The 22,199-nt window shown below is 71.9% G+C and carries 20 protein-coding genes; 7 read left to right on the top strand and 13 right to left on the bottom strand.

The window, feature by feature from the left end; translation table 11 throughout:
- Positions 1-161 precede the first annotated feature (161 nt).
- Entirely contained in the window at positions 162-1,823 is a 1,662-nt protein-coding gene (locus AC0I8G_RS03145; RefSeq protein ID WP_328294815.1) for an ABC1 kinase family protein, read from the top strand.
- Positions 1,824-1,930: 107 nt separating this feature from the next.
- The gene (locus tag AC0I8G_RS03140) at positions 1,931-2,836 is read left to right on the top strand and encodes an NADP-dependent oxidoreductase (protein WP_471728621.1); all 906 of its coding nucleotides are present in this window, start codon (positions 1,931-1,933) and stop codon (positions 2,834-2,836) included.
- 75 nt (positions 2,837-2,911) lie between these two features.
- On the opposite strand, the gene AC0I8G_RS03135 is transcribed toward AC0I8G_RS03140, so the two are convergent.
- The 4 genes from AC0I8G_RS03135 to AC0I8G_RS03120 all read right to left on the bottom strand — a co-directional run bounded on the left by AC0I8G_RS03135 (position 2,912) and on the right by AC0I8G_RS03120 (position 7,151).
- On the bottom strand, positions 2,912-3,907 hold the full coding sequence (locus AC0I8G_RS03135) for a TauD/TfdA family dioxygenase (protein WP_471728620.1): 996 nt from the start codon (positions 3,905-3,907) through the stop codon (positions 2,912-2,914).
- 97 nt (positions 3,908-4,004) lie between these two features.
- The gene (gene fdhA / locus AC0I8G_RS03130; protein ID WP_471728619.1) at positions 4,005-5,264 is read right to left on the bottom strand and encodes a formaldehyde dehydrogenase, glutathione-independent; all 1,260 of its coding nucleotides are present in this window, start codon (positions 5,262-5,264) and stop codon (positions 4,005-4,007) included.
- A gap of 49 nt (positions 5,265-5,313) precedes the next feature.
- Positions 5,314-6,699, bottom strand: coding sequence for an MFS transporter (locus AC0I8G_RS03125; RefSeq protein ID WP_471728618.1), 1,386 nt, complete (start codon positions 6,697-6,699; stop codon positions 5,314-5,316).
- Positions 6,696-7,151, bottom strand: a complete 456-nt coding sequence (locus tag AC0I8G_RS03120; RefSeq protein ID WP_471728617.1) for a MarR family winged helix-turn-helix transcriptional regulator — start codon at positions 7,149-7,151, stop codon at positions 6,696-6,698. The genes AC0I8G_RS03125 and AC0I8G_RS03120 overlap by 4 nt, the downstream gene beginning before the upstream one ends.
- 62 nt (positions 7,152-7,213) lie before the next feature.
- On the opposite strand from AC0I8G_RS03120, the gene AC0I8G_RS03115 reads away from it, so the two are divergent.
- Positions 7,214-7,843, top strand: a complete 630-nt coding sequence (locus AC0I8G_RS03115; protein WP_471728616.1) for an MBL fold metallo-hydrolase — start codon at positions 7,214-7,216, stop codon at positions 7,841-7,843.
- Between the two features lie 19 nt (positions 7,844-7,862).
- Here AC0I8G_RS03115 and AC0I8G_RS03110 read toward each other — a convergent pair whose 3' ends face one another.
- The 9 genes from AC0I8G_RS03110 to trpS form a co-directional block, all read right to left on the bottom strand.
- A complete protein-coding gene (locus tag AC0I8G_RS03110) occupies positions 7,863-9,314 on the bottom strand; it encodes a GH1 family beta-glucosidase (RefSeq protein ID WP_471728615.1) in 1,452 nt (483 codons plus the stop codon).
- 38 nt (positions 9,315-9,352) lie between these two features.
- On the bottom strand, positions 9,353-10,246 hold the full coding sequence (locus tag AC0I8G_RS03105; RefSeq protein WP_380259325.1) for a carbohydrate ABC transporter permease: 894 nt from the start codon (positions 10,244-10,246) through the stop codon (positions 9,353-9,355).
- A complete protein-coding gene (locus tag AC0I8G_RS03100; RefSeq protein ID WP_380259324.1) occupies positions 10,243-11,226 on the bottom strand; it encodes a carbohydrate ABC transporter permease in 984 nt (327 codons plus the stop codon). The genes AC0I8G_RS03105 and AC0I8G_RS03100 overlap by 4 nt, the downstream gene beginning before the upstream one ends.
- Positions 11,227-11,289: 63 nt before the next feature.
- Positions 11,290-12,597 carry an ABC transporter substrate-binding protein gene (locus tag AC0I8G_RS03095; protein ID WP_471728614.1) on the bottom strand — a complete coding sequence of 436 codons (1,308 nt, stop codon included), beginning with the start codon at positions 12,595-12,597 and terminating at the stop codon, positions 11,290-11,292.
- Between the two features lie 147 nt (positions 12,598-12,744).
- Positions 12,745-13,761, bottom strand: coding sequence for a LacI family DNA-binding transcriptional regulator (locus AC0I8G_RS03090; protein WP_471728613.1), 1,017 nt, complete (start codon positions 13,759-13,761; stop codon positions 12,745-12,747).
- A gap of 14 nt (positions 13,762-13,775) precedes the next feature.
- On the bottom strand, positions 13,776-14,018 hold the full coding sequence (locus tag AC0I8G_RS03085; protein WP_471728612.1) for an SCO4848 family membrane protein: 243 nt from the start codon (positions 14,016-14,018) through the stop codon (positions 13,776-13,778).
- 20 nt (positions 14,019-14,038) lie between these two features.
- Complete coding sequence (locus tag AC0I8G_RS03080; protein WP_471728611.1) at positions 14,039-15,124, bottom strand: YihY/virulence factor BrkB family protein; 1,086 nt, start codon at positions 15,122-15,124, stop codon at positions 14,039-14,041.
- Positions 15,125-15,252: 128 nt separating this feature from the next.
- Positions 15,253-15,765 (bottom strand): 2'-5' RNA ligase family protein, encoded by a 513-nt coding sequence (locus AC0I8G_RS03075; protein WP_471728610.1) that lies wholly within the window; start codon positions 15,763-15,765, stop codon positions 15,253-15,255.
- A 38-nt stretch (positions 15,766-15,803) separates the two neighbouring features.
- A complete protein-coding gene (gene trpS, locus AC0I8G_RS03070; RefSeq protein WP_471728711.1) occupies positions 15,804-16,817 on the bottom strand; it encodes a tryptophan--tRNA ligase in 1,014 nt (337 codons plus the stop codon).
- A 135-nt stretch (positions 16,818-16,952) separates the two neighbouring features.
- On the opposite strand from trpS, the gene AC0I8G_RS03065 reads away from it, so the two are divergent.
- Genes AC0I8G_RS03065 through galK form a run of 4 tightly spaced genes read left to right on the top strand, consistent with a single transcriptional unit; the run spans position 16,953 to position 22,122 of the window.
- Positions 16,953-18,986 carry a beta-galactosidase gene (locus AC0I8G_RS03065; RefSeq protein WP_471728609.1) on the top strand — a complete coding sequence of 678 codons (2,034 nt, stop codon included), beginning with the start codon at positions 16,953-16,955 and terminating at the stop codon, positions 18,984-18,986.
- Positions 18,987-19,775 carry a DeoR/GlpR family DNA-binding transcription regulator gene (locus AC0I8G_RS03060; protein ID WP_471728608.1) on the top strand — a complete coding sequence of 263 codons (789 nt, stop codon included), beginning with the start codon at positions 18,987-18,989 and terminating at the stop codon, positions 19,773-19,775. It begins immediately after the preceding gene.
- A gap of 29 nt (positions 19,776-19,804) precedes the next feature.
- Positions 19,805-20,905, top strand: coding sequence for a galactose-1-phosphate uridylyltransferase (gene galT / locus AC0I8G_RS03055; protein ID WP_471728710.1), 1,101 nt, complete (start codon positions 19,805-19,807; stop codon positions 20,903-20,905).
- A complete protein-coding gene (gene galK, locus AC0I8G_RS03050; RefSeq protein ID WP_471728607.1) occupies positions 20,902-22,122 on the top strand; it encodes a galactokinase in 1,221 nt (406 codons plus the stop codon). Before galT ends, galK begins: the two co-directional genes overlap by 4 nt.
- Positions 22,123-22,199: the final 77 nt, after the last annotated feature.

Genomic DNA, 22,199 nt, shown 5'->3' with positions numbered 1-22,199 from the left:
CATCCCCTCACCCGCTGTCCCGGGGCATCCGGCACGCGAGCCGGACCCCCCGGAGCTGCACGAGCCCGGGCCTCTGGTGCGGGAGAGCGTGCAGTGGGCGGTCGACCCCCGATCGGCGCCACGTAGAGTGCCGCGCAGGGCCACCCCGGGGGAGAGACCGAATGCGGCACCAGGACCGATACCTGCAGATCAGCCGGATCCTGTCCCGGCACGGTCTGGGGTACTTCATCGACGCGCTCGGCCTCGAGCGGTGGGTGCGCACCGACTGGGACCTCTTCGGGGGCCGCGCCCAGGAACGCGAGCGGCACACCCGGGCCGCGCACGTACGCCTCGTCATGGAGGAACTGGGACCGACCGCGGTGAAGATCGGCCAGATCCTCTCCACCCGTCCCGACCTGCTCTCCCCCGGCTTCCAGCACGAGCTGGAGAAGCTGCAGGACAGCGCCACCCCGGTCCCCTACGAGACGGTCCGCGACGCCGTGGAGGAGGAACTCGGGGCGCCGCCCGAGGAGCTGTTCGTGAACTTCAGCCGTGAACCGCTCGCCAGCGCCTCGATCGGGCAGGCCCACACCGCGGTCCTGGAGGACGGGACGCAGGTCGTGGTGAAGGTCCGTCGGCCCGGGGTGGTCGAGGAGGTCGAGGGCGACCTCGAGATCCTCCGCACCCTCGCCGTGCAGGCCTCGCGGCGGTGGACGGTGGCGGCCGACTACGACGTCGTCGGACTGGCGACGGACTTCGCCGACACCCTGCGCGCCGAACTCGACTACCTCGCCGAGGGCCACAACGCGGAACGGTTCGCCCGCAACTTCGAGGGCGACCCCGACATCCGGGTCCCGGCGGTCTACTGGGACACGACGACGTCGCGGGTCCTCACCCTCGAACGCCTGCACGGGGTCAAGATCAACGACGACGCCGCGCTCGCCGAGCACGGCATCGACCGGACGGAACTCGCCGCCCGCGCGACGCGCCTGCTCGCCGACATGGTCTTCGAGCACGGGTTCTTCCACGCCGACCCGCACCCGGGGAACTTCCTCATCGAACCCTCCGGACGCATCGGGCTGCTCGACTACGGGATGGTCGGCGAGGTCGACGAACGTTCCCGGGAACAGCTGGCGATGCTGCTGGCGGCGTTCTCCCGGCGGGACCCCTCGCGCATCGCGGCGGCCTTCGCGACGATCGGCGTCACCGAGCACCGCGTCGACCGCGTCCGGCTCACCGCCGACTGCGCGCACCTGCTGCGGACCTACGAGGGTCTGCCGCTGGGGCGCATCTCCGTCAGCGACATCGTGCGCGACGTGCTGGAGATCCTCCGTCGCCACCACCTGGCGTTGCCGCGCAACCTCGCCCTCGTCGTGAAGATGATCGTGATGACCGAGGGGCTGGGGTCGAGCCTGGACCCCGACTTCCAGCTCGGGCGGGTCCTCAACCCCTACGCGCGCAGGCTCGTGGCCCGCCACTTCGACCCGCTGGCGATGGCGAAGCGGGTGCGCCAGGCCGGTCTCGACGTCGCCCAGCTCGGGGTGGAACTGCCCGGGCAGCTCGGCCGGCTGCTCGACGTCCTGGACCGGGACGGGATCTCGGTCTCGTTGCGCACCGACGAGCTGGACCCCCTGGTGGCGAGGCTCGAACGCATCGGCAACCGCGTCGTCGCCGGCCTCGTCGTCTCCGCCGGGATCGGGGCGCTGGCGACCGTCGGCTCCACCGACCCCGAACGCTTCAAACCCCACGAGACGAAGGTCGTCGCCGTGGGGGTGGCGGCCCTGGGCGCGCTGACGGGGTACCTCGGCTGGACCGCGAGGGGTCACCGCTCCCGACGACGCTGAGCCGTCCCGCCCCCGTCCCGGACCGGGGACCCCCGTCGCACCCTCGCGGAGCTCCGCTCCACACCCTCGCGGAGCTCCGCTCCGCACCGACCACGAAGGAGTTGACCGTGCGCGCAGTGCGCTTCCACCGCTACGGCGGACCCGAGGTCCTGCAGGTCGAGGAAGTCCCGGACCCGCAACCCGGTCCCGGTGAGGTGGTCGTGGAGGTCCGCGCCGCCGGGATCAACCCGGGCGAGACCGCGATCCGCAGCGGGGCGATGAAGGACCTCTTCCCGGCGACGTTCCCGTCCGGCCAGGGCAGCGACCTCGCCGGCGTCGTCAGCGCCGTGGGCCCGGACGCGACCTGGTCGCTCGGCGAGGAGGTCATGGGCTGGTCCTGGGCCCGTTCCAGCCAGGCGAGCCACGTCCTCGTGCCCGGCGACCAGCTGATCCCCAGACCCGCCGGGCTGAGCTGGGAGGTCGCGGGTTCCCTCTACGTGGCCGGGGTGACGGCCTTCGCGGCGGTGCGCGCCGTGGACCCGCAGCCGGGTGAGACGGTGGCGGTCTCCGCGGCGGCCGGCGGGGTCGGATCGCTCGTCGTGCAGCTCCTCACCCGCCGCGGCGCGAAGGTCCTGGGGATCGCGGGCCCGGCCAACGCCGACTGGTTGCGCACCCACGGCGCCGAACCCGTGGAGTACGGGGACGGTCTGGCCGAGCGTCTGGAGGAGGACGTCCCCGACGCCTTCATCGACCTCTTCGGTCCCGACTACGTCCAGCTCGCCGTCGACCTGGGGATCCCGAAGCACCGCATCGAGACGATCATCTCCTTCGCCCTGGCCGCGGAACTCGGCGTCAAGGCCGAGGGCAGCGAGGGGGCCACGACGACGGGCATCCTCGGCGAGATCGCCGAACTCGTCGCCACCGGGAAGCTCGAGGTGGAGATCGCCGCGAGCTACCCCCTGGAGGAGGTGAGCGCCGCGTTCACCGAGCTGGAACGCCGGCACACCCGCGGCAAGATCGTCCTCCTCCCCTGACCTCCCCCTCCCAACTCCTGGGAGACTCTCCACCCTTCACGGCCTCCGGAAGAGTGGAGAATCTCCCAGGAGTCGTCAGGAGAAGCTGGCCTGCACGACGCGGTTGCCGCCGGGGCGGGCGAAGCGCGAGCGACGCAGGTCGCGGACGACGAAACCCCGGCTGATGAAGCGGTCGGTCCCGTCGAAGCGGGGGGTGAACGGCGAGCGACCGTGCATCGCGCGCAGGTTGTCGAGCATCAGCACGTCACCGGGCTGCAGGACGACGGCGTGGCGGTGCGCGACGTAGATCTCCAGGACCCGTTCGAGCAGCGCCTGCGCGCGCTTGGTGATGCCGTGCATGAGGTCCTGGTCCACGAGCATCGTCGGGTCGTCGACGTCACCGGTGAGGATCGAGAACGGGCCGCGGACCTCGCGGGTGTCGAGGAAGTCGGCGAACGACTCGTCGACCAGCGTCGTCCAGAGCGGGCGGAAGAGTTCCATGACGTCGGTCGGGTCGACGTGCTCGAGCAGGTCGAGGGCGCGGAACGCGTAGGTCGCGGCGTCGGCGTCCCCGCGCAGGCAGCCGAGGACGACGTAGTCGGGACGCAGGCCGGAGAAGCACTGCTCGGTGTGCGCCTCGAGCTCCACCCGGGAGCCCTGCGACTGCTGCGTCGCGGCGAGCCTGGCGTTGGGGACCATGTCCTGCAGCAGGTGCCCGTGACCTTCGGCGGCGTAGCCGACCATGTGCCCGAGGGCGTGGCTGACGATGGCCTGCTGCTTGGCCAGCAGCGTCCGACCACCGACACCGCCGGTGTTGTCGGCGGGGGTGGCCGGCAGGTCGCCGACCTCGAGGCCACGCAGGACGAGGACCCCGGAGTCGGAGCCGCGCTCCTCGAAGGCCCACAGCGTCTCGGCGACGTCCTGGGGCAGTTCCCGGGCCAGCAGGCGGGCCTGGCGGCCGAAGGCCTCGGGCTCGGTCACGGGGTCGGCACTCAGGCGCGACCCCAGCGCGGCCATCGCCGCCCGCTGCGCCGCCGGCAGCTCGAGGAAGGTCGGCACGGTGGCCGAGGAGTCGAGGAACAACGAGGACACGGTGGAGCTCCCATCATCGGCGCACTACGTGGTCACACCGTAGCGCGCCGATGGCGGGCAGTCTGCCTAGTTCACCTGCGTAGCACTGGACAGATTGTCAGCGCTTGATCATGCCGTGCGGGTCGATGACGAACTTCTGCGGCGCACCCGCGTCGAACTTCGCGTAGGCGTCGGGCGCCTCGTCCAGCGAGATCGCCGTCGCACCGACGGCCTTCGCGATCTGCACCTTGTCGTGCAGGATCGCCATCATCAACCCCCGGTGGTACTTCATCACCGGGCACTGCCCCGTGGTGAAGGCCAGCGACTTCGCCCAGCCGGTGCCGAGGTCCAGCGACAGCGACCCCTTCTTGGCCGCCTCGTCGACCCCGCCCGGGTCACCCGTGACGTAGAGCCCCGGGATGCCGAGCGACCCGCCCGCCGCGGTGACCTCCATGAGCGAGTTGAGCACCGTCGCGGGCGCCTCGGTGCCCGAACCGGCACCGTGGCCGCGCGCCTCGAAACCGACGGCGTCGATGCCGGAGTCGACCTCGGGGACGCCGAGGATCTGTTCGATCTGGTCCCGCGGGTCCCCCTTCGAGACGTCGACGGTCTCGCAGCCGAAGCTGCGGGCCCGTTCCAGCCGTTCGGGGTTGAGGTCGGCGACGATGACGACGGCCGCGCCCAGCAGCTGCGCGCCGACGGCGGCCGCGAGGCCCACCGGACCGGCACCCGCGACGTAGACCGTCGACCCGACCCCCACCCCGGCGCTGACCGCGCCGTGGAAACCGGTCGGGAAGATGTCGGAGAGCATGGTCAGGTCGAGGATCTTCTCCATCGCCTGGTCCTTGTCGGGGAACTTCAGGCAGTTGAAGTCCGCGTAGGGCACCAGGACGTAGTCGGCCTGCCCGCCGACCCAGCCGCCCATGTCGACGTAGCCGTAGGCCGACCCGGGGCGGTCCGGGTTCACGTTGAGGCAGATGCCCGTCTTGCGTTCCTTGCAGTTGCGGCAGCGACCGCAGGCGATGTTGAACGGAACGGACACGAGGTCGCCGACCTCGAGGAACTCGACGTCGCGGCCCTTCTCGACGATCTCACCGGTGATCTCGTGGCCGAGGACGAGGTTCGGCGGGGCGGTGGTGCGCCCACGGACCATGTGCTGGTCGGAGCCGCAGATGTTGGTCGCGACGAGCTTCAGGATGACGCCGTGGTCGACCTTGCGTCCGACGTTGGCGGGGTTGACCCCGGGGCCGTCCTTCAGCTCGAAGGTGGGGTAGTCGATGGTCTGCACCTCGACCCGGCCGGGGCCGAGGTAGGCCACGGCGCGGTTGCCGGTCGGGGTGGACGTGCTGACACCAGCGGAACTGTCGGTCGTGGTCACGGACTGAGCCCTTCTCACCGGCGCCGACGTCGGTGTCGACGCGCTGCCCTCACCCAACCCCGGCGGGGGTGCGCCGCGCAAGGGTCCGGTCGCCCACGGCCAGGGCCAGGGCCCCGAGGCAGGACAGCGCGACGACCCCGCCCATGAGGTGCAGGCCGGCGTCGGTGGGCCGCTGCCCGAACACGAGACCGACGAGGGCGGAGGAGCCGATGGCCGCCAGGTAGACGAACGTGCGGGACAGCCCGGACGCGGCACCCGTCGTCTCCGGCGGCGCCTGGCGGTACATCGCCGCCTGGTTCGACACCGAGGCCAGTCCCTGCGCGATCCCGAAGCAGCCCGCGACGACGAGGAGGAAACCCACGGGCGAGCCCGCGTCGGTCAGCACGAGGAGCGCTCCCCCCAGCGTCGGCAGCACGCCGGCCGCGACGAGCGGCGCCCGCAACCGGGTGGTCCGGGCGACCAGCACCGAGGCCAGCCCCGCCAGCACCGCGGAGGGCAGCTGGAGCAACCCCGCACGTTCGCTGGAGAAACCCGCCACGTCCTGCAGCCACTGGCTGTACCCGTAGGTCATCGAGTAGAAGCCGAAGTACAGCAGCATCATCCGCAGGTAGGTGCGGGTGAGGGCGCCGTTGCGGCGCAGCATCCGCAGGTCGATGAACGGCGCCGTGCGACGGAGTTCCCAGCGGATCGTCAGCGCGCCCACGAGGACGGAACCCGCCAGCAGCCACCAGTACCCCGAGGCCAGGTCGAGCAGGAACACCAGCACCGTCGTGGTGGTGACGGCGAAACCCGCCATGCCCACGACGTCGAGGCGACCGGGATCGGCGAGGAGCCGGGAGGCCGGGCGGGTGTCGTCGCCCGGCAACCAGAGCCAGGACAGCACCAGCGCGAGGCCCGCGAGCGGCACGTTGACGACGAAGATGGCCGGCCAGCCGAAGGAACCGACGAGGAAGCCCCCGAGGACGGGACCGACGGCCGTGGTCGCGAGCGCCGCGATCGACACCGCCGACAGCAGGGCCGGTGGGGTCGCGACCCCGGCGCGGGCGGACTGGTCGCGGATCATCGTCATGGCGCTCGGGTAGGCGGCCGAGGTCCCGATCCCGATGAGGACGCGGGAGACGAGGACCCCCGCGAACGTCGCCGACACCAACGGCACGACCCCCGCGACCACGACGACCGCGAGGCCGAACAGGTAGGTCCGGCGTGGTCCGAAGCGGTCGGCCAGCGTGCCCATGGTCGGCTGGGCGATGGAGCTCGCGAGGTAGAGACCGGCGACGAGCCAGACGACGGTGCTGGAGCCGACCCCGAGCGCGGCGGAGATGGGGACCAGCGCCACCGAGACCATGGTGGTGTTGACGGGGTTGAGGACGGGACCGATGAGCAGGGGGACGACGAACCGGGCGCCGAACGGCGGCGTGGTCGTGCTCGCCCTCACGCGCCGACCAGCGGTTCGTCGAGGGTTCCGCCGAGGTCCTCGACGAGGCGGGCGAGCACGGGGACGGCACGGGCCAGCGCCTCCAGGTCGGCGCGGGGCAGCCCGGCCGCCAGCCCGTCGGCGATGCGGCGCACCCGGCCGTCGCGGTCGGCGAGGACCGCCGCCCGGCCCTGCCCGGTGAGGTCGAGGAGGATCTTGCGGCCGTCGACGGGGTGCGGGTTCGTCGTCAGGTACCCCGCCTCGAGGAGTTCCTTGACCGTGACGGCCATCGTCTGCGGCCGGACCCGACGCCGGGCCGCGAGGTCGGATGACGTCATCGCTCCCTGCCGGGCGAGCAGACCGAGGACGGCACCGGTGATGGGCGGCAACGTGTTCCCGCCCTCGACGGAGCGGATGAGGGCCCCGGTGACGAGCCGGAGGTCGTGGGCGAGGTCCTCCACGTCGGGCTTCATGGCCTCGAGGTTACCTCAGGTCTTCAGTGCAACCTGAACAGGTTGTGCTGTAGGTTTCGGGTATGGAGCTCACCAAGCACACCCACGCCACGGTCGTCCTCGGCAAGGACGGCTCCGCGCTGCTCATCGACCCGGGTGCCTACACCCCGAACACCCCGGAACTCCTCGCGGCCGCCGACGCGGTGCTCTACACCCACGACCACCCCGACCACGTCGACGCGGACGCCCTGAAGACGGCGCTCGCCGCCCGTCCCGAGCTGCCCGTGTTCGGCCCGGCCAGCGTGCGCGAGTTCGTCGGCGACGACCGCGTCCGGGTCGTCGCCGCCGGCGACACCTTCACGGCGGCGGGTTTCGAGGTCACCGTGTTCGGCGGGCAGCACGCCGTCATCCACGCGGACGTGCCGGTCATGGAGAACGTCGCCTTCCTCGTCGACGGCGACGTCTTCCACCCCGGCGACGCCTACGAGGTGCCGAACGTCCCGGTGAAGACGCTGCTGCTCCCCACCAGCGGCCCGTGGTCGAAGGTCGGCGAGGGCGTCGACTACCTGCGGGCCGTGAAGCCGCAGCGCGCCATCCAGATCCACGACCTCATGCTGTCCGAGACCGGTCAGCGCAGCACCGCCCAGTTCATCGGCGACCTGGGCGGGCTGCCCCTGGAGACCGTCCCGCTGGGGACCACCGTCACCCTCTGAGGTCCCGCGGGGTCCCGGCTCAGCCGGCCGCGGTCGGCACCGCGTTGCGGCGCACGACCGCGGCGTACCAGCGGGCGCTGTCCTTGACCGTGCGCACCTGCGTCGCGTAGTCGACGTGGACGACGCCGAACCGCTTCGAGAACCCGTAGCCCCACTCGAAGTTGTCCAGGAAGGACCACAGGTAGTAACCGGTGACGGGTGCACCCGCCGCCACGGCGTCGAGCACGGCCGCGAGGTGGTCGCGCAGGTAGCGGGTGCGCTCGACGTCGTGGACTCGCCCGTCCACGACCTCGTCGTCGTAGGCGGCCCCGTTCTCGGTGACCAGCAGTTCCAGACCGGGGTGCTCGCGGTGCAGGCGCAGCAGCAGTTCCGTCAGGCCGCGCGGATCGACGCTCCAGCCCATGGCCGTCTTCTCCCCGGGCAGTTCGGGGAACTCGACGTCCGCGGCGGCCACCCACGGGCTGTGCGTGCTGGCGCCGTGCCCGTCGTTCTCGGCCCGGGGCGAGCTCCCGTCCCAGGCCTGCACGACGGTGGGGCTGTAGTAGTTGACGCCCAGCACGTCCAGCGGCTGGTGGATGAGCGCGAGGTCTCCCTCGCGCACGAAGGACCAGTCGGTGACCGACGCGGTGTCGAGCAGCACGTCGGCCGGGTAGCGGCCCCGAAGCACGGGGTCCAGGAACACCCGGTTCTGCAGGCCGTCGACGCGGCGCACGGCGTCGGCGTCGGCCCGGCGCGAGCCCTCGGTCCGGACCCAGGCCAGGTTCAAGGTGAGGGCGACGCGCGCCCCGGGAGCGGCCCGGCGCACCGCGGCGGCCCCGAGGCCGTGGGCGAGGTTCAGGTGGTGCACCGCGGCCAGCGCAGCGGCGGGTTCGGTGCGCCCCGGGGCGTGCACGCCGGAGGCGTAGCCGAGGTAGGCCGAGCACCAGGGTTCGTTGAGGGTGATGAAGGTCCGCACCCGGTCCCCCAGCGCCGCCGCGACGACCTCGGCGTACTCCGCGAAGCGTTCGGCGGTCCGGCGCGAGGTCCAGCCGCCGGCGTCCTCCAGCGCCTGCGGCAGGTCCCAGTGGTACAGGGTGACGGCGGGTTCGATCCCCGCGGCGAGGAGTTCGTCGACCAGGGTCGAGTAGAACGCGAGCCCCGCCTCGTTGACGGGGCCGAGTCCCTCGGCGTCCACCTGCGGGGTGATGCGCGGCCAGGCCACGGAGAAGCGGTAGGAGGCCATCCCGAGCTGCTTCATGATCGCGATGTCCTCGCGGAAGCGGTGGTAGTGGTCGTCGGCGACGTCCCCGGTGTCCCCGCCGGCCACCCGGCCGGGGGTGTGGCTGAAGGTGTCCCAGATCGACGGCGTCCGGCCGTCCTCGGCGACGGCCCCCTCGACCTGGTAGGACGCGGTGGCGGTGCCCCAGACGAACCCGGGGGGGAAATCCCGTTCGGTGCCGGCGGTGGTGGGGCGTTCCTCGGTGGTGGTCACGGGGGCCTTCCTGGAGGTGGGCGGGGATGGAGGGGCGGTCAGCCCTTGACGGCTCCGGCGATGATCCCGCCGACGATCTGACGACCGAGCAGCAGGAACACCACGATGACCGGAAGGGTGCCGACGAGCGTCCCCGCCATGATGATCGAGGTGTCGGGGACGTAGCCGCTGCCGAGGTTGTTCAGCGCGACCTGGACGGTGGGCATCGTGGAGTTCAAGGCGATGACGGGCCAGAAGAAGTCGTTCCAGGACGTCATGAACGTCAGCATCCCCAGCACGGCCATGCCCGGGCGGGCGATGGGCAGCACGATGGCGACGAACGTCCGGGTCGTGGAGGCGCCGTCGACCCGGGCGGCCTCGAGGAGTTCGTCCGGCATCGTCTGGACGAGGTACTGGCGCATGAAGAACACCCCGAAGGCGGTGACCAGCGAGGGCAGGATCACCGATTCCAGGCGGCCGGCCAGACCCCAGTCCGACATGATCTTGTACAGCGGGACAACGCCCAGCGACGGCGGGATCATCAGGGTGCCGATGGTGATCGCGAACAGCGCGTTCCTGCCGCGGAACCGGAGCTTCGCGAAGGCGAAACCGGCGAGGGTGCAGAACAGCAGCGTCCCGATCGTGGTGACCCCGGAGACGAGCAGGGAGTTCACGATCGAGAGGCCGATCGCCTGCTGCTGCACGGCGGTGGTGATGTTCTGCCACAGGTCCGGACCGGGCAGGAACGGCGGCGGCGACTGGTTCATCTCCGCCATCGGCCGGCTGGCTGCGACGATCATGTAGTAGAAGGGCACGATGAAGATCAGCGCGGTCACGCCCAGCAGCACGTAGGTCAGCGGGCCCGCGGCGTCGGGCGCGCGGTATCGCCGGGCCCGTCCCGGGGAGGGCTGCGGTGCGGCGAGGGCGGCCTCGCGGACGGTGGTCGCGCTCATCGCCGGGCTCCTTCGGGGTCACGGTCGCGCCACCGGGCCAGCGCGGTGTTGATCAGGACGAGGACGATGATGAGGACGAAGGTCACCCAGGCCACGGTGGCGGCCCGGCCCAGGGCACCGAATCCCCAGCCCTGCTGGTACATGAACAACCCCAGCGTCTGGTACTGGTTCAGGGCTCCCCCGTCGACCCCGCCGAACAGCAGCGGCTCGCCGAACAACTGGGTGGCCCCGATCGTGGAGACCACCACGGTGAACAGGATCGTGGGGCGCAGCCCGGGCAGGGTGACGTGCAGGAACTGCTGCCACCGGTTGGCGCCGTCCAGGGCCGCGGCCTCGTAGAGGTCGGCGGAGATGGACTGCATCCCGGCCAGGTAGATCAGGGCATTGTAGCCCGTCCAGCGCCAGGTGACGATGACGGCGATGGCGATCTGGGCGCTGAGGTCGCCGTTGCGCCAGTCCAGCCCGTCGAGGCCGACGAGGGAGAGGATCCAGTTCGCCAGGCCGTTGTCGCGCCCGAAGATCTGGGCGAACACCAGCGTGGAGGCGGCGACCGAGGTCGCGTACGGCATGATCATCGAGACCCGGAAGAAGTTCCGGCCCCGCATCCGGTAGTTCAGCAGGTGCGCGAGCCCGAGGGCCAGCAGCAGTTGCGGAACGGTCGAGAGGATCCCGATGGTGATCGTCTTCAGCAGCGCGTTGTAGAACTTCGGGTTCGTGAACAGCCAGGTGTAGTTGTCCAGACCCGTCCACTCCGGCTGCGAACCCAGTTCGTAGGAGTGGAAGCTGATCCACATCGTGTAGACGAGCGGGAACAGCCCGAACGCGAGGAACAGCAGGAAGAACGGGGCGATGTAGGCGTAGGGGGCGGCGACGCCCTCGAAGCGGAACAACCGCGACCGCAGGCTCAGGTGCGGTTCGACGGCCGTGCGCGCACCCGGCCCGGAGGGGGCCGGGGGTGCGGTCGTGCTCGGTGTGCTCACGGTTCTCCTCGCGAGGTCGGGGCGGTCCGGGGCGGCCGCGGGCGGCGGCCGCCCCGGTCGGTCTCAGCTGATCTGGTTCGCGAGGTCCTTCGAGGCGGCGTTCCAGGCGTCGGCCGGGCTGACGCCGTTGGTCTCCACCGACAGCAGCGACTGCACGAGGGAGGACTTCACGACGGCGTCCTCCTCACCGAGGATCTGGGTGGGGGCGGCCTTGGCCGCACCGGAGAAGATCTGCCCGATCGGGGCACCCTGGAAGTAGTCGTCGGTGGTGTCCGCGACGAGGTCGATGGCGCCGGTGTTGGACGGGAAGTTCCCGCCGACCTCGAACACCTTGGCCTGCTGCTCGGGGTCGGTCAGCCACTTGACGAGCTTGGCCGCCTCCTCGGGGTGCTTGGCGGACTTGGGGATGCCCAGGTAGGAACCACCCCAGTTCCCGCCGGCCCCGCCGGGCAGGGAGGTGATGTTCCACTTGCCGGAACCGGCGTCGCCGGCCTTGCCCTTGATGTAGCCGACCATCCAGGCGGGGCAGGCGATGGTGGCGAACGCGCCGCCGCCGAAACCCTTGTCCCAGGCCGGGTCCTCGAACTGCTCCAGCTTCGCCGTCAGGTCCTCGTCGGCGGCGGTGGCGGCGGTGTCGAAGGCCTTCTTGACCGCGGGGTTGCTGTCCCAGACGAGTTTCCCGGAACCGTCGTAGTAGATCTCCTGCTCGGTGGAGACGATCGCGTTGTAGAACCCGCCCGCGGAGTCCATCCAGGCGGTGCCCGCGGGCGCCTTGCCCTTGAACTCCCGGCCCAGGGCCAGGTAGTCGTCCCAGCTGCCCATCCGGGCGGCGAGCTGCGCGGGGTCGGTCGGCAGACCGGCCTGCCCCAGCAGGTCGCTGCGGTAGCACAGGCCCATCGGGCCGATGTCGGTGCCGAGGGCGAGGACCTTCCCGTCCTTCGTGGTGGCCGCGGCCGACTTCCAGTCCAGGTAGTTGGGGATCTGCTCCCCCGCCGGGGTGGAGGTGAGGTCGGTCCACTTGTCGCCCTGGTTGGCGACGACGTCGGCGATGCGGCCGACCTCGATGCCCTGGACGTCGGCGGCGCCGTTGCCGGAGGCGAGCTTGGTCTGCAGGGCGGGCCAGTAGTTGTTCTCGCCCTGGGTGGACTCGTACTGGATCGTGACGCCGGGGTTGAGCTTCTCGTACTCGTCGAAGAGCCCCGCCTCCTCGTAGCCGAAGGTCCCGAAGAGGCTGACGGTGACGGCCTTCCCCCCGTCGGCGGCGGCCTGGTCACCGGAACCGGACTGGGCGGTGCTGCAGGAGGTGACCAGCAGGGCACCGGTGATGGTCGTCGCCAGGGCGGCGAGGGTCTTCGCGCGGACAGTGGACATGGGGGAACTCCTCGGGCCTCGCCGGGTCGGCGGATCGACGGTGATCGCGGGTCCGTGAGAGCGCTCTCAAGGGTGAGCCGGGAATCCGTGAGAGCGCTCTCAGGGGTCCCCACAGGTTGTACCCAGGAGGTACCCGGTGTCAACGCCTCAGGACGTGGCGCGTTCGACGAGTTCCGTCGGGGCGATGACGTCCCCGACCTCGGGCTCGCCGTCGACGAGGGCCAGCAGCATCCGGGCCAGTTCGCGCCCCATCTCCACCACCGGCTGGCGGACCGTCGTCAGCGGGGGTGTCGCCGCGGCCGCCAGGGGTGCGTCGTCGAACCCGACGACGCGCACCTGCCCCGGGACCGCCCGGTCCGCCGCCGCCAGCGCCTGCAGGACACCCGCGGCCATGAGGTCGTTGGCCGCGAACACGCCGTCGAGGTCGGGCCAGCGGGCGAGCAGCCCCTCCGCCGCAGCGCGACCGCCCTCCACGGTGAAGTCCCCCACCGCGGCCAGCCCGGCGCTGAAGCGGCGCCGCTGGGCGCGCAGCTCCGCCCGGAAACCCTCCAGCCGTTCCTGACCCACCCGCATGTCCATCGGGCCCGCGACCGTCACGATCCGCCGGCAGCCGCGCTCGATCAGGTGGCGGGTCGCCGACCGGGCCCCGGCGACGTTGTCGGCCGAGACGAACGGCACGGTGGACGTCTCGTCGTAGGGGCGCCCGGACATCACCACCGGGATGCCGGCGTCGCGCAGGTGCTGCGGCAGCGGGTCCGGCCCGTGCACCGAGACGAGGATCGCCCCGTCGACGTGGCCGCCGCGGGCGTAGCGCTCGAAGCGGTCACGCTCGCGCTGGGTCGAGAGCACCACCAGGACGAGCTGCACCTCGCGCTCGGCGAGCTGGGCCTGGGCCCCGCTGAGCACGAGGGGGAAGTAGGAGTCGGCGAAGAAGCGCTCGACGGGCTCGACGACGACCAGGGCCACCGACCCGCTGCGCCGGGTCACCAGCGACCGCGCCGCCTGGTTGGGCACGTAGGACAGCTCCGACGCCGCGCGCAGGACGGCCTCACGCGCCGCGTCGCTGACCCGGGCGTAGCCCGCCAGCACCCGCCCGGCGGTCGCCCGCGAGACACCCGCCCGCGCAGCGACGGAGTCCAGGGTCGGGGCGCTCGGGCTCGGCACGGCTCCTCCAGGGGTCAGCGGTCCGCGCGGACGGGGCGGGCCGATCCTCGCAGGCCCCGGACGCCCAGCGCACCGATGGTCGTGCCCAGCACCAGGCTCACCACGACGAGCACCAGGTGCACGAGGAAGAACGGCTGGGCGCCGTCGTCGAAGGACCGCGGGTCCACCCAGATGTTCTTGAGGAACGTGGGCCAGATGATCCAGCTCCAGACGCCGAAGAGGACGAGGAACCAGCTGGAACGCTTGGACAGGACCACGTCCCGATCATCCCACCCGGTCAGCGCCCCCGGCGCACGACCTTGAGGGCGGTGGCCCCGATCGCCCCGACGACGAGACCGGAGACGAAGGGCATCCGGCCCTTGTGGCCGGCCGGTCCCTCCGGTGCCTCCGGGCCGAGCGGGACCTGCAGACGGGCCTGCGCCATCAGGTCCGGGTGCAACGAACCCTTGTCCTCGGCCACGGTCGCGGCCCAGGCCGCGGCGAGCAGGACGACCCGGGCGATCAGCTGCATGAGGACGAGCAGCACGACGAACGTCGCGGCCGCCCCGAGGAACGCGTTGCCGGAGGCGCTGCGCCCCGCGATGGCCGTCCCGAACTGCTTCAGCAGGCCGATCCCGACCCCGCCGATCACCGCGCCCTGCACCAGGTCACGCAAGGGGAGGTTCGCCCCGGGCAGGATCCGGAACACCGCGAGGAAGGTCAGGGTGTCGATCGCGAGGGAGACCACGAAACCCACGATCGCGAGCAGCCAGCGCGACCACGTCGAGGGTTCGAAACCGAACGCGTCGAGGAGCACCCCGCCCGCGCCGTTCGTGCCGACGACGGAGACGATCGAGAGCAGGACACCGAACCCGATGACGACCATGCCGCCGAGGTCGCGCAGCTTGACGATCAGGAAGTTGCCCCCGCCGGAGTCCTCGCCGTAGACGGCTCGCACGCCCTGGCGCATGCCGTCGATCCAGCCGAGGCCGGTGAAGAGGGCCGTCACGGTCGAGATGACGAGGCCCCAGGTCAGGGCACTGCCGGAGAGGAAGTCGTCGATGTAGATGCCCTTGGCCCCGTCCCGCGACGCCGCGGCGGCCTCGGAGGTCCCGGTGTGGATGAGCCCCGGGAGGTAGCTGTTCAGCCCGCTCACGAGGTTCGAGGTGATGAAGTCCCGGAACTCCGGCACCCCGGTCATCACGAGCCCGATGACCGTCAGCGCGACCGCGAGCGCCGGGAAGATGGAGAAGAACGCGAAGTACGCGATCCCGCCCGCCAGCACGTTCCCCCGGGCGTCGCCGTACTTCTTGTAGACCCGCGCCGGCAGCGACCGCTGGACGGTGCTGACCGCGCTCTTGGCCTGATCGACAGCGCCGCTCACCGGGAGGGACCCCTCACTGCTGGGACGTGACGTCCTCCCGTCGCGGCCGCACGCCACCGGCGCCGTCCTCGGGGAGGTTGAACCCCTCACGGTGGTGGTCGCCACCCGCTCGCGCAACACGAGTCGTCCTACTGCGGGAAGGTGAAGTCCTCGCGCGGGCGCCAGACGCCGTCGGTGCCGTGCTCGTAGAGGCTGAAGCCCCTCACGGTGAAGGTCGCCTCCCAGTCGCGCAGCACGAGCTCGGCGCGGTCGAGGGAGGACTCCTCGACGTCGTGGGCGACGGTGACGTGGGGGTGGAAGGGGAAGGCGATCTCGTGCCGCAGCGGGCCGGTGCGGATCGCGGCCTGGAGCAGTTCGCACTCGGAGATGCCGCGCGCGAGCTGGACGAAGACGACGGGCGAGACGGGGCGGAAGGTCGCGGTGCCCCGCAGGTGCACCTCGAAGGGGGCGCCGGTGGCGGCGGTGGACGCGAGGTGGCCGCGGGCGGCGTCGAGGTCGGCGCAGGAGAGCTCGAAGGGGGGCAGCAGCGTGATGTGCGGCGGGATGGCGTGCGCGAGCGGGTCCCCGAACTTCTCCCGCCAGGCGGTCAGCTCGGCCGCGTGCGGTGCGGGGACGGGGATCGAGACCCCGATGGTCGCCACGTCACCACGCTGCGCTGCGTCGTCCCGTGCTGATCCGCTCACCGGCGCCGACCCACCAGGCCGACCCGGTCGTAGACCGTGGCCAGCGTGTCCTCGGCGATCTCGTTCGCGCGCGCGGCCCCGGAGGCGAGCAGTTCGTCCAGGGCGCCGGCGTCGGCCATGAGCTCCTGCGCGCGGGTCCGGACCGGGCCCAGCACGTCGGTGACGACCTCGGCCAGCTCCTTCTTGAGGTCGCCGTAGCCGCGGCCGGAGAAGTCGGCCTCGAGCTCGGTGATCGACTTCCCAGACAGGGCGGAGTGGATCGAGAGCAGGTTGGAGACACCGGCCTTCTCGACGGGGTCGAAGAGGACCTCGCGGCCGGTGTCGGTGACGGCCGAGCGGATCTTCTTCGCGGTGACCTTGGGGTCGTCCATGACGTCGACGATCCCGTTGGGCGAGGACGAGGACTTGCTCATCTTCGCGCCGGGTTCCTGCAGGTCGAAGATCTTCGCGGTCTCCTTGGGGATGAAGGGTTCCGGCACGGTGAACGTCTCGCCGAAGCGGGAGTTGAAGCGCTGGGCCAGGTTGCGGGTCAGCTCCAGGTGCTGGCGCTGGTCCTCACCGACGGGGACCTCCGCAGCCTGGTAGAGCAGGATGTCCGCGGCCATGAGGACCGGGTAGGTGAACAGCCCGACGGTGGTGCTGTCGGAGCCCTGCTTGGCCGACTTGTCCTTGAACTGCGTCATCCGCCCGGCCTCGCCGAAACCGGTGATGCACGACAGCACCCAGGCGAGCTGGGCGTGGGCGGGGACGTGGCTCTGGACGAAGAGGGCCGAGCGTTCGGGGTCGACGCCTGCGGCGATGTACTGGGCGGCCGTCCAGCGGGTCCGCTCGCGCAGCGCGGCCGAGTCCGGCCCGACGGTGAGGGCGTGCAGGTCGACGACGCAGTAGAGCGCGTCGTGGGTCTCCTGCAGGGCCACCCACTGCTTGAGGGCACCGAGGTAGTTGCCGAGGTGGAGCGACCCTGAGGTCGGCTGCATCCCCGACAGCAGTCGCGGGCGCGTACCTGCCATGACGGACATGACTCCATCCTGCCAGCCGCCGGGTGCCGGCCCGTCCCCCCACCCCCGTCCCCCACACGGAGGCTCGTGTGCGGTTGTGTGCGGTTCTGGTTGACCCGGGGTCGAGCGGGCGGGCATCCTCGGCGGGTGAAGCGATGGAGCGAGGGACCGTCCGGGCTGGTGTTCGGGTCCGACTACAACCCCGAGCAGTGGCCCGCCGAGGTCCGCGCGGACGACGTGCGGCTCATGCGGGAGGCCGGGGTGAACCTCGTCTCGGTCGGGATCTTCTCCTGGGGCCTGCTCGAGCCCGAACCGGACCGCTTCGACTTCGCCTGGTTCGACGACGTCCTCGACGACCTGCACGCCGGTGGGATCGGCGTCTCCCTGGCGACCGCCACGGCCTCTCCCCCGGCCTGGCTGACCCAGCAGCACCCCGAGGTGCTCCCGGTGGACGCCGACGGCCGTCGCGTCACCTTCGGCAGCCGGCAGAGCTGGTGCCCGAGCTCGCCGGTCTACCGCGAGCGCTCGCTGAAGCTGGTGCGGGCGCTGGCCGAGCGCTACGGCGAGCACCCGGCGCTGCGGCTGTGGCACGTCAGCAACGAACTCGGCTGCCACAACGCCCGGTGCTACTGCGCCGTCAGCGCGACGGCGTTCCGGGACTGGCTGGCCACGCGCTACGCCGACGTCGCCGCGCTGAACGCGGCCTGGGCGACGGCGTTCTGGAGCCAGCACTACACCTCCCTCGACCAGGTCCAGGTCCCTGCGCACACGTCCTCGTTCCACAACCCGGCCCAGGCCCTGGACTTCGCCCGGTTCTGCTCCGACGAACTCCTCGGCCAGCACCTCGCCGAGAAGGAGGTCCTGCGCGAGATCACGCCGGACGTCCCCGTCACGACCAACTTCATGGTCGGTTCCCAGCTCAACCCGCTGGACTACGGGCGCTGGGCGCGCGAGCAGGACGTCGTCTCCAACGACCACTACCTGATCCACGGCGCCTACGACGACCCGCGCGGGGAACTCGCCTACGCCGCCGACCTGACCCGCGGCGCGGCGTCGGGGAACCCGTGGCTGCTCATGGAGCACTCGACCTCGGCCGTGAACTGGCAGCCGGTGAACGTCGCCAAGGCCGCCGGGGAGATGCTGCAGGACAGCCTGTCCCACGTCGCCCGGGGGGCGGACGGGATCTGCTTCTTCCAGTGGCGCCAGTCCGCCGGCGGGGCCGAGCAGTGGCACTCGGCCCTCGTCCCGCACGCGGGCGAGGACAGCGAACGCTTTCGCGAGGTCGTCGAGCTCGGTGCCGTCCTGGGCCGGCTCGGGGAAGTGCGCGACTCCACCGTGACCAACGACGTGGCGATCCTCGTCGACTGGCAGAACGCCTGGGCCATGGAGTCGCCGACCCTGCCCTCGCAGCGGGTCGGGCACGCGGACCTCGCGCTGCGGGTCCACGGGTTGCTCCGGGCGGCCCACACGGGGGCCGACGTCGTCCCCGTGACCGCGCACCCCGACGACCTCGCCGCGGTGCTCTCGGGCTACCGGGTCCTCGTCGTCCCCACGCTCTACCTGTGCGACGACACCACGGCGGCCGCCGTGACCGCGGCCGCGGAGTCCGGGACCCACGTCCTGGTCACCTACTTCTCCGGGATCGTCGACGACTCCGTCCGGGTCCGCCTCGGGGGCTACCCCGGGGCGTTCCGGGACCTGCTCGGCGTCCGGGTCGAGGAGTTCCACCCGCTCTCCGACGGGGTCGCCGGCGAACTCGACGACGGCACCGTCGGTGACGTCTGGGCCGAGATCGCGAGCGCGCACGACGACACCGAGGTCCTGGTCCGCTACGCCGACGGCGCCGCCGCCGGGTGCCCCGCCCTGACCCGTCGCGACCTGCCCTCGGGCGCGCACGCCTGGTACCTGGGCACCTCCCTCGACGACGAAGCCCTCGCCGGGCTGCTGCGGACCGTCTGCACCGCAGCCGGAGTCATGCCCGTCGCCGAGGCCAGCGGGCCCGTCGACGTCGTCCGCCGGTCCTCCGCGGACGGCAGCTGGTTGTTCGCGCTGAACCACGGCGAGGAGGACGCGACGGTCGCCGTCCGGGGTTTCGACCTCGTCGGCGAGGTCGAGGTCGAGGTCCTGCACCTCGAACCCGGCCAGAGCGCCGTGGTCCGGGAAACCGCGCGGGAGGACTGAGTGCTCGCCCACCAGCGCCAGGAACTCATCCTCGACGCCGTCCGCACCCACGGCGGCGTCCGGGTGGCGGACCTCGTCGAACGCCTCGGCGTCTCGGAGATGACGGTGCGTCGCGACATCGGGGAACTGTCGCGGCGCGGGCTCGTCGCACGCGTGCACGGCGGGGCCGCCGCGATCGGCCGGACCAGCGAGGAACCGGGTTTCGCGGCCAAGTCGAACCTGCGGCCGGACGCGAAGCGGGCCATCGCCCGGGCCGCCGCCGACCTCGTGCCCGACGGCGCCTCGGTGGGGTTGTCGGCGGGGACGACGACGGCCGAGGTCGCCCGCGAACTGCGCGACGTCTCCGACCTCACCGTCGTGACGAACTCCCCGCGGGTGGCCGACCTGCTGCACGACCCGGCCGACCACTCCCGCACGGTCATCCTGTCCGGCGGCACCCGCACACCCTCCGACGCGCTCGTCGGCCCCGTCGCCCGCGCGGGTCTGCGCGGGTTGCACGTCGACGTGCTGTTCCTGGGGGTGCACGGCCTCGACGCCGCGGCCGGCCTGAGCACCCCGAACCTGACCGAGGCCGACACCAACCGGGCGCTGATGGACTGCGCCGCAAGGGTCGTGGTCGTCGCCGACGCCTCGAAGTGGGGGGTCGTCGGTCTGACGTCGTTCGCCGCGCTCTCCGCGGTCGACGTCCTCGTCACCGACGACGCCCTGGACCCCTCGGCCCGTCCCGTCATCTCAGAACTCGTCGGCGAACTCGTGATCGCCGGCATCCCCCAGGAGGAGGACCAGTGAGCCACCCGTTCCGCAAGACGTCGACCACGATGGCCGACGGACGCGAACTCATCTACTTCGACGACACCGAACCGTGGTTGTCGGGGGAACGGGTGCGCGACGCCGTCGACCACCGGCCCCTGCCCCCCGCCGAGGAGACCGTGCGCGGCGGTTCCCAGGTGCGTTTCGACCCCCTGACGGGTGACTGGATCGCGATGGCCTCCCACCGCAACGACCGCACCCTCATGCCGCCGCCGGACCAGGACCCGTTGGCCCCCACCGTGCCCGGCGGCTTCCCCACCGAGATCGCCGACTCCAGCTACGACGTCGTCGCCTTCGAGAACCGGTTCCCGTCGTTCTCCAACCGGATCGGCGGCGAGAGCGGGTTCCTCGACGGGGAGGCCCTGTGGCCGACCCGTCCGGCGGCCGGACGCTGCGAGGTCGTCTGCTTCAGCTCCGACACCCACGGCTCGTTCGGCACCCTCGACCCGCGCCGGGCGCGCACGGTCCTCGAGGCGTGGATCGACCGCACCGAGGCCCTCAACGCGACCGAGGGCGTCGAGCAGGTGTTCGTCTTCGAGAACCGCGGCGAGGAGATCGGCGTCACGCTGCCGCACCCGCACGGCCAGATCTACGGCTACCCCTACCTGGCGCCGAAGATGGAGACCATGCTGCGCCGGGCCCGTGAGCACCGTGCGGCCACCGGCGGCAACCTGTTCCGCGACGTCCTCGACGCCGAACGTCGCGCCGGGTCGCGGGTCGTGTTCGAGACCGAGCACTTCACCGCCTACGTCCCCGCCGCGGCCCGCTGGCCCGTCGAGGTCCACCTCGCACCGCACCGCGACGTCCCCGACCTCCCGGCCCTGACCGAGGAGGAACGCGACGACCTGGTCGCCGCGTACCTCGACCTGCTGGGCCGGCTCGACCGCTACTACCCCGACGACCACCCGCTGCCCTACATCGCGGGCTGGTACCAGGCCCCCGCGAACGAGGGGCGCGACGAGATGCGCCTGCACCTGCAGGTCTTCAGCGTGCTGCGCGGCCCCTCGAAGGTGAAGTTCCTCGCCGGGTCCGAATCGGCGATGGCGGCCTGGATCAACGACACGACGCCCGAGAAGGTGGCGGCCCGACTCCGTGAGGTTTCCCGATGAGCAACCCTGAGTTCTTCGACGCCGCCGACCGTCCGAGCACGGCGACCGCCCTGGCCAAGGAGTTCCGCGACGTCTTCGGCGAGGAGCCCGAAGGCGTCTGGTCCGCCCCGGGCCGGGTGAACCTCATCGGCGAGCACGTCGACTACACCGGTGGTCTGTGCCTGCCGCTGGCCCTGCCGCACCGCACCTTCGTCGCGTTGCGCCCGCGCACCGACGGCGTCGTCCGGCTGCGTTCCCGGCAGGAGGACACCGTCGTCGAGCTCCCGCTCGCCGAGGTCGGGGCCGGGTCCCCGCCGGGCTGGGCGGCCTACGTCGCCGGGGTCCCGTGGGCGCTGGCGCAGCAGGAGTTCGCCGGGGACCTGCTGACCGGGGGTTTCGACGCCCTGGTCGACGGCCACGTCCCCTACGGTTCGGGTCTGTCGTCCTCGGCCGCGCTGGAGTGCGCCGTCGCGGTGGCGCTCGGGGACCTGATCGGGGCCCCGCTGGACGACGCGGGACGGGCCGCACTGGCCGGGGCCTGCATGCTGGCCGAGAACGTCGTGGCCGGTGCGAACACCGGCGGGATGGACCAGGCCGCGTCGCTGCGCTGCCACGAGGGCGGCGCGATCCTGCTCGACACCCGCGACGACACCGTCTCCCAGGTCGCCCTCGACCTCGCCGGGGCGGGGCTCGCGCTGCTCGTCGTCGACACCCGCGCCGAGCACTCCCACGCGGGCGGTGAGTACGGCAAGCGCCGCGCGAACGTCGAGCACGCAGCGGAGCTCCTCGGCGTCCCCACGCTGCGCGAGGTCGACCCCGCCGAGCTGGACGCCGCGCTCGAGCGCGTCGGCTCCGAGCCCGACGGTGACGTGCTGCGCCGCCGGGTGAAGCACGCCGTCACCGAGATCGACCGGGTGCGCCGCACGGCGAAACTCCTGCATGAGGGGCGGGCCGGCGAGATCGGTGACCTGCTGAACGCGTCGCACGACTCGCTGCGCGACGACTACGAGGTCTCCTGCCGCGAACTCGACCTCACCGTCGACGTCGCCCGCGCCCACGGCGCCCTCGGCGCCCGCATGACCGGCGGCGGTTTCGGCGGGTCCGCGATCGCGCTCGTCGCGGCCGGGCGCGTGCAGGCCGTCGCGGAGGCCGTGGCCGCCGCGTTCGCCGAGCAGGGTCTGCGCGCCCCCCGGTTCCTCACCGCGCTCCCCTCCGAAGGCGCCGGTCGCGACCTCTGACCCCCCGCCCGCGGAAACAACACTCTCCGCCCTCACAGCCCCACCCCGCCGGGCGGAAACAACACTTTCCGCCCGGC

It is taken from the genome of Kineococcus sp. AC630, assembly GCF_979255925.1.
Note: the sequence above shows the minus strand (reverse complement) of the source record. Positions and strands in the feature narration are given on the sequence as shown.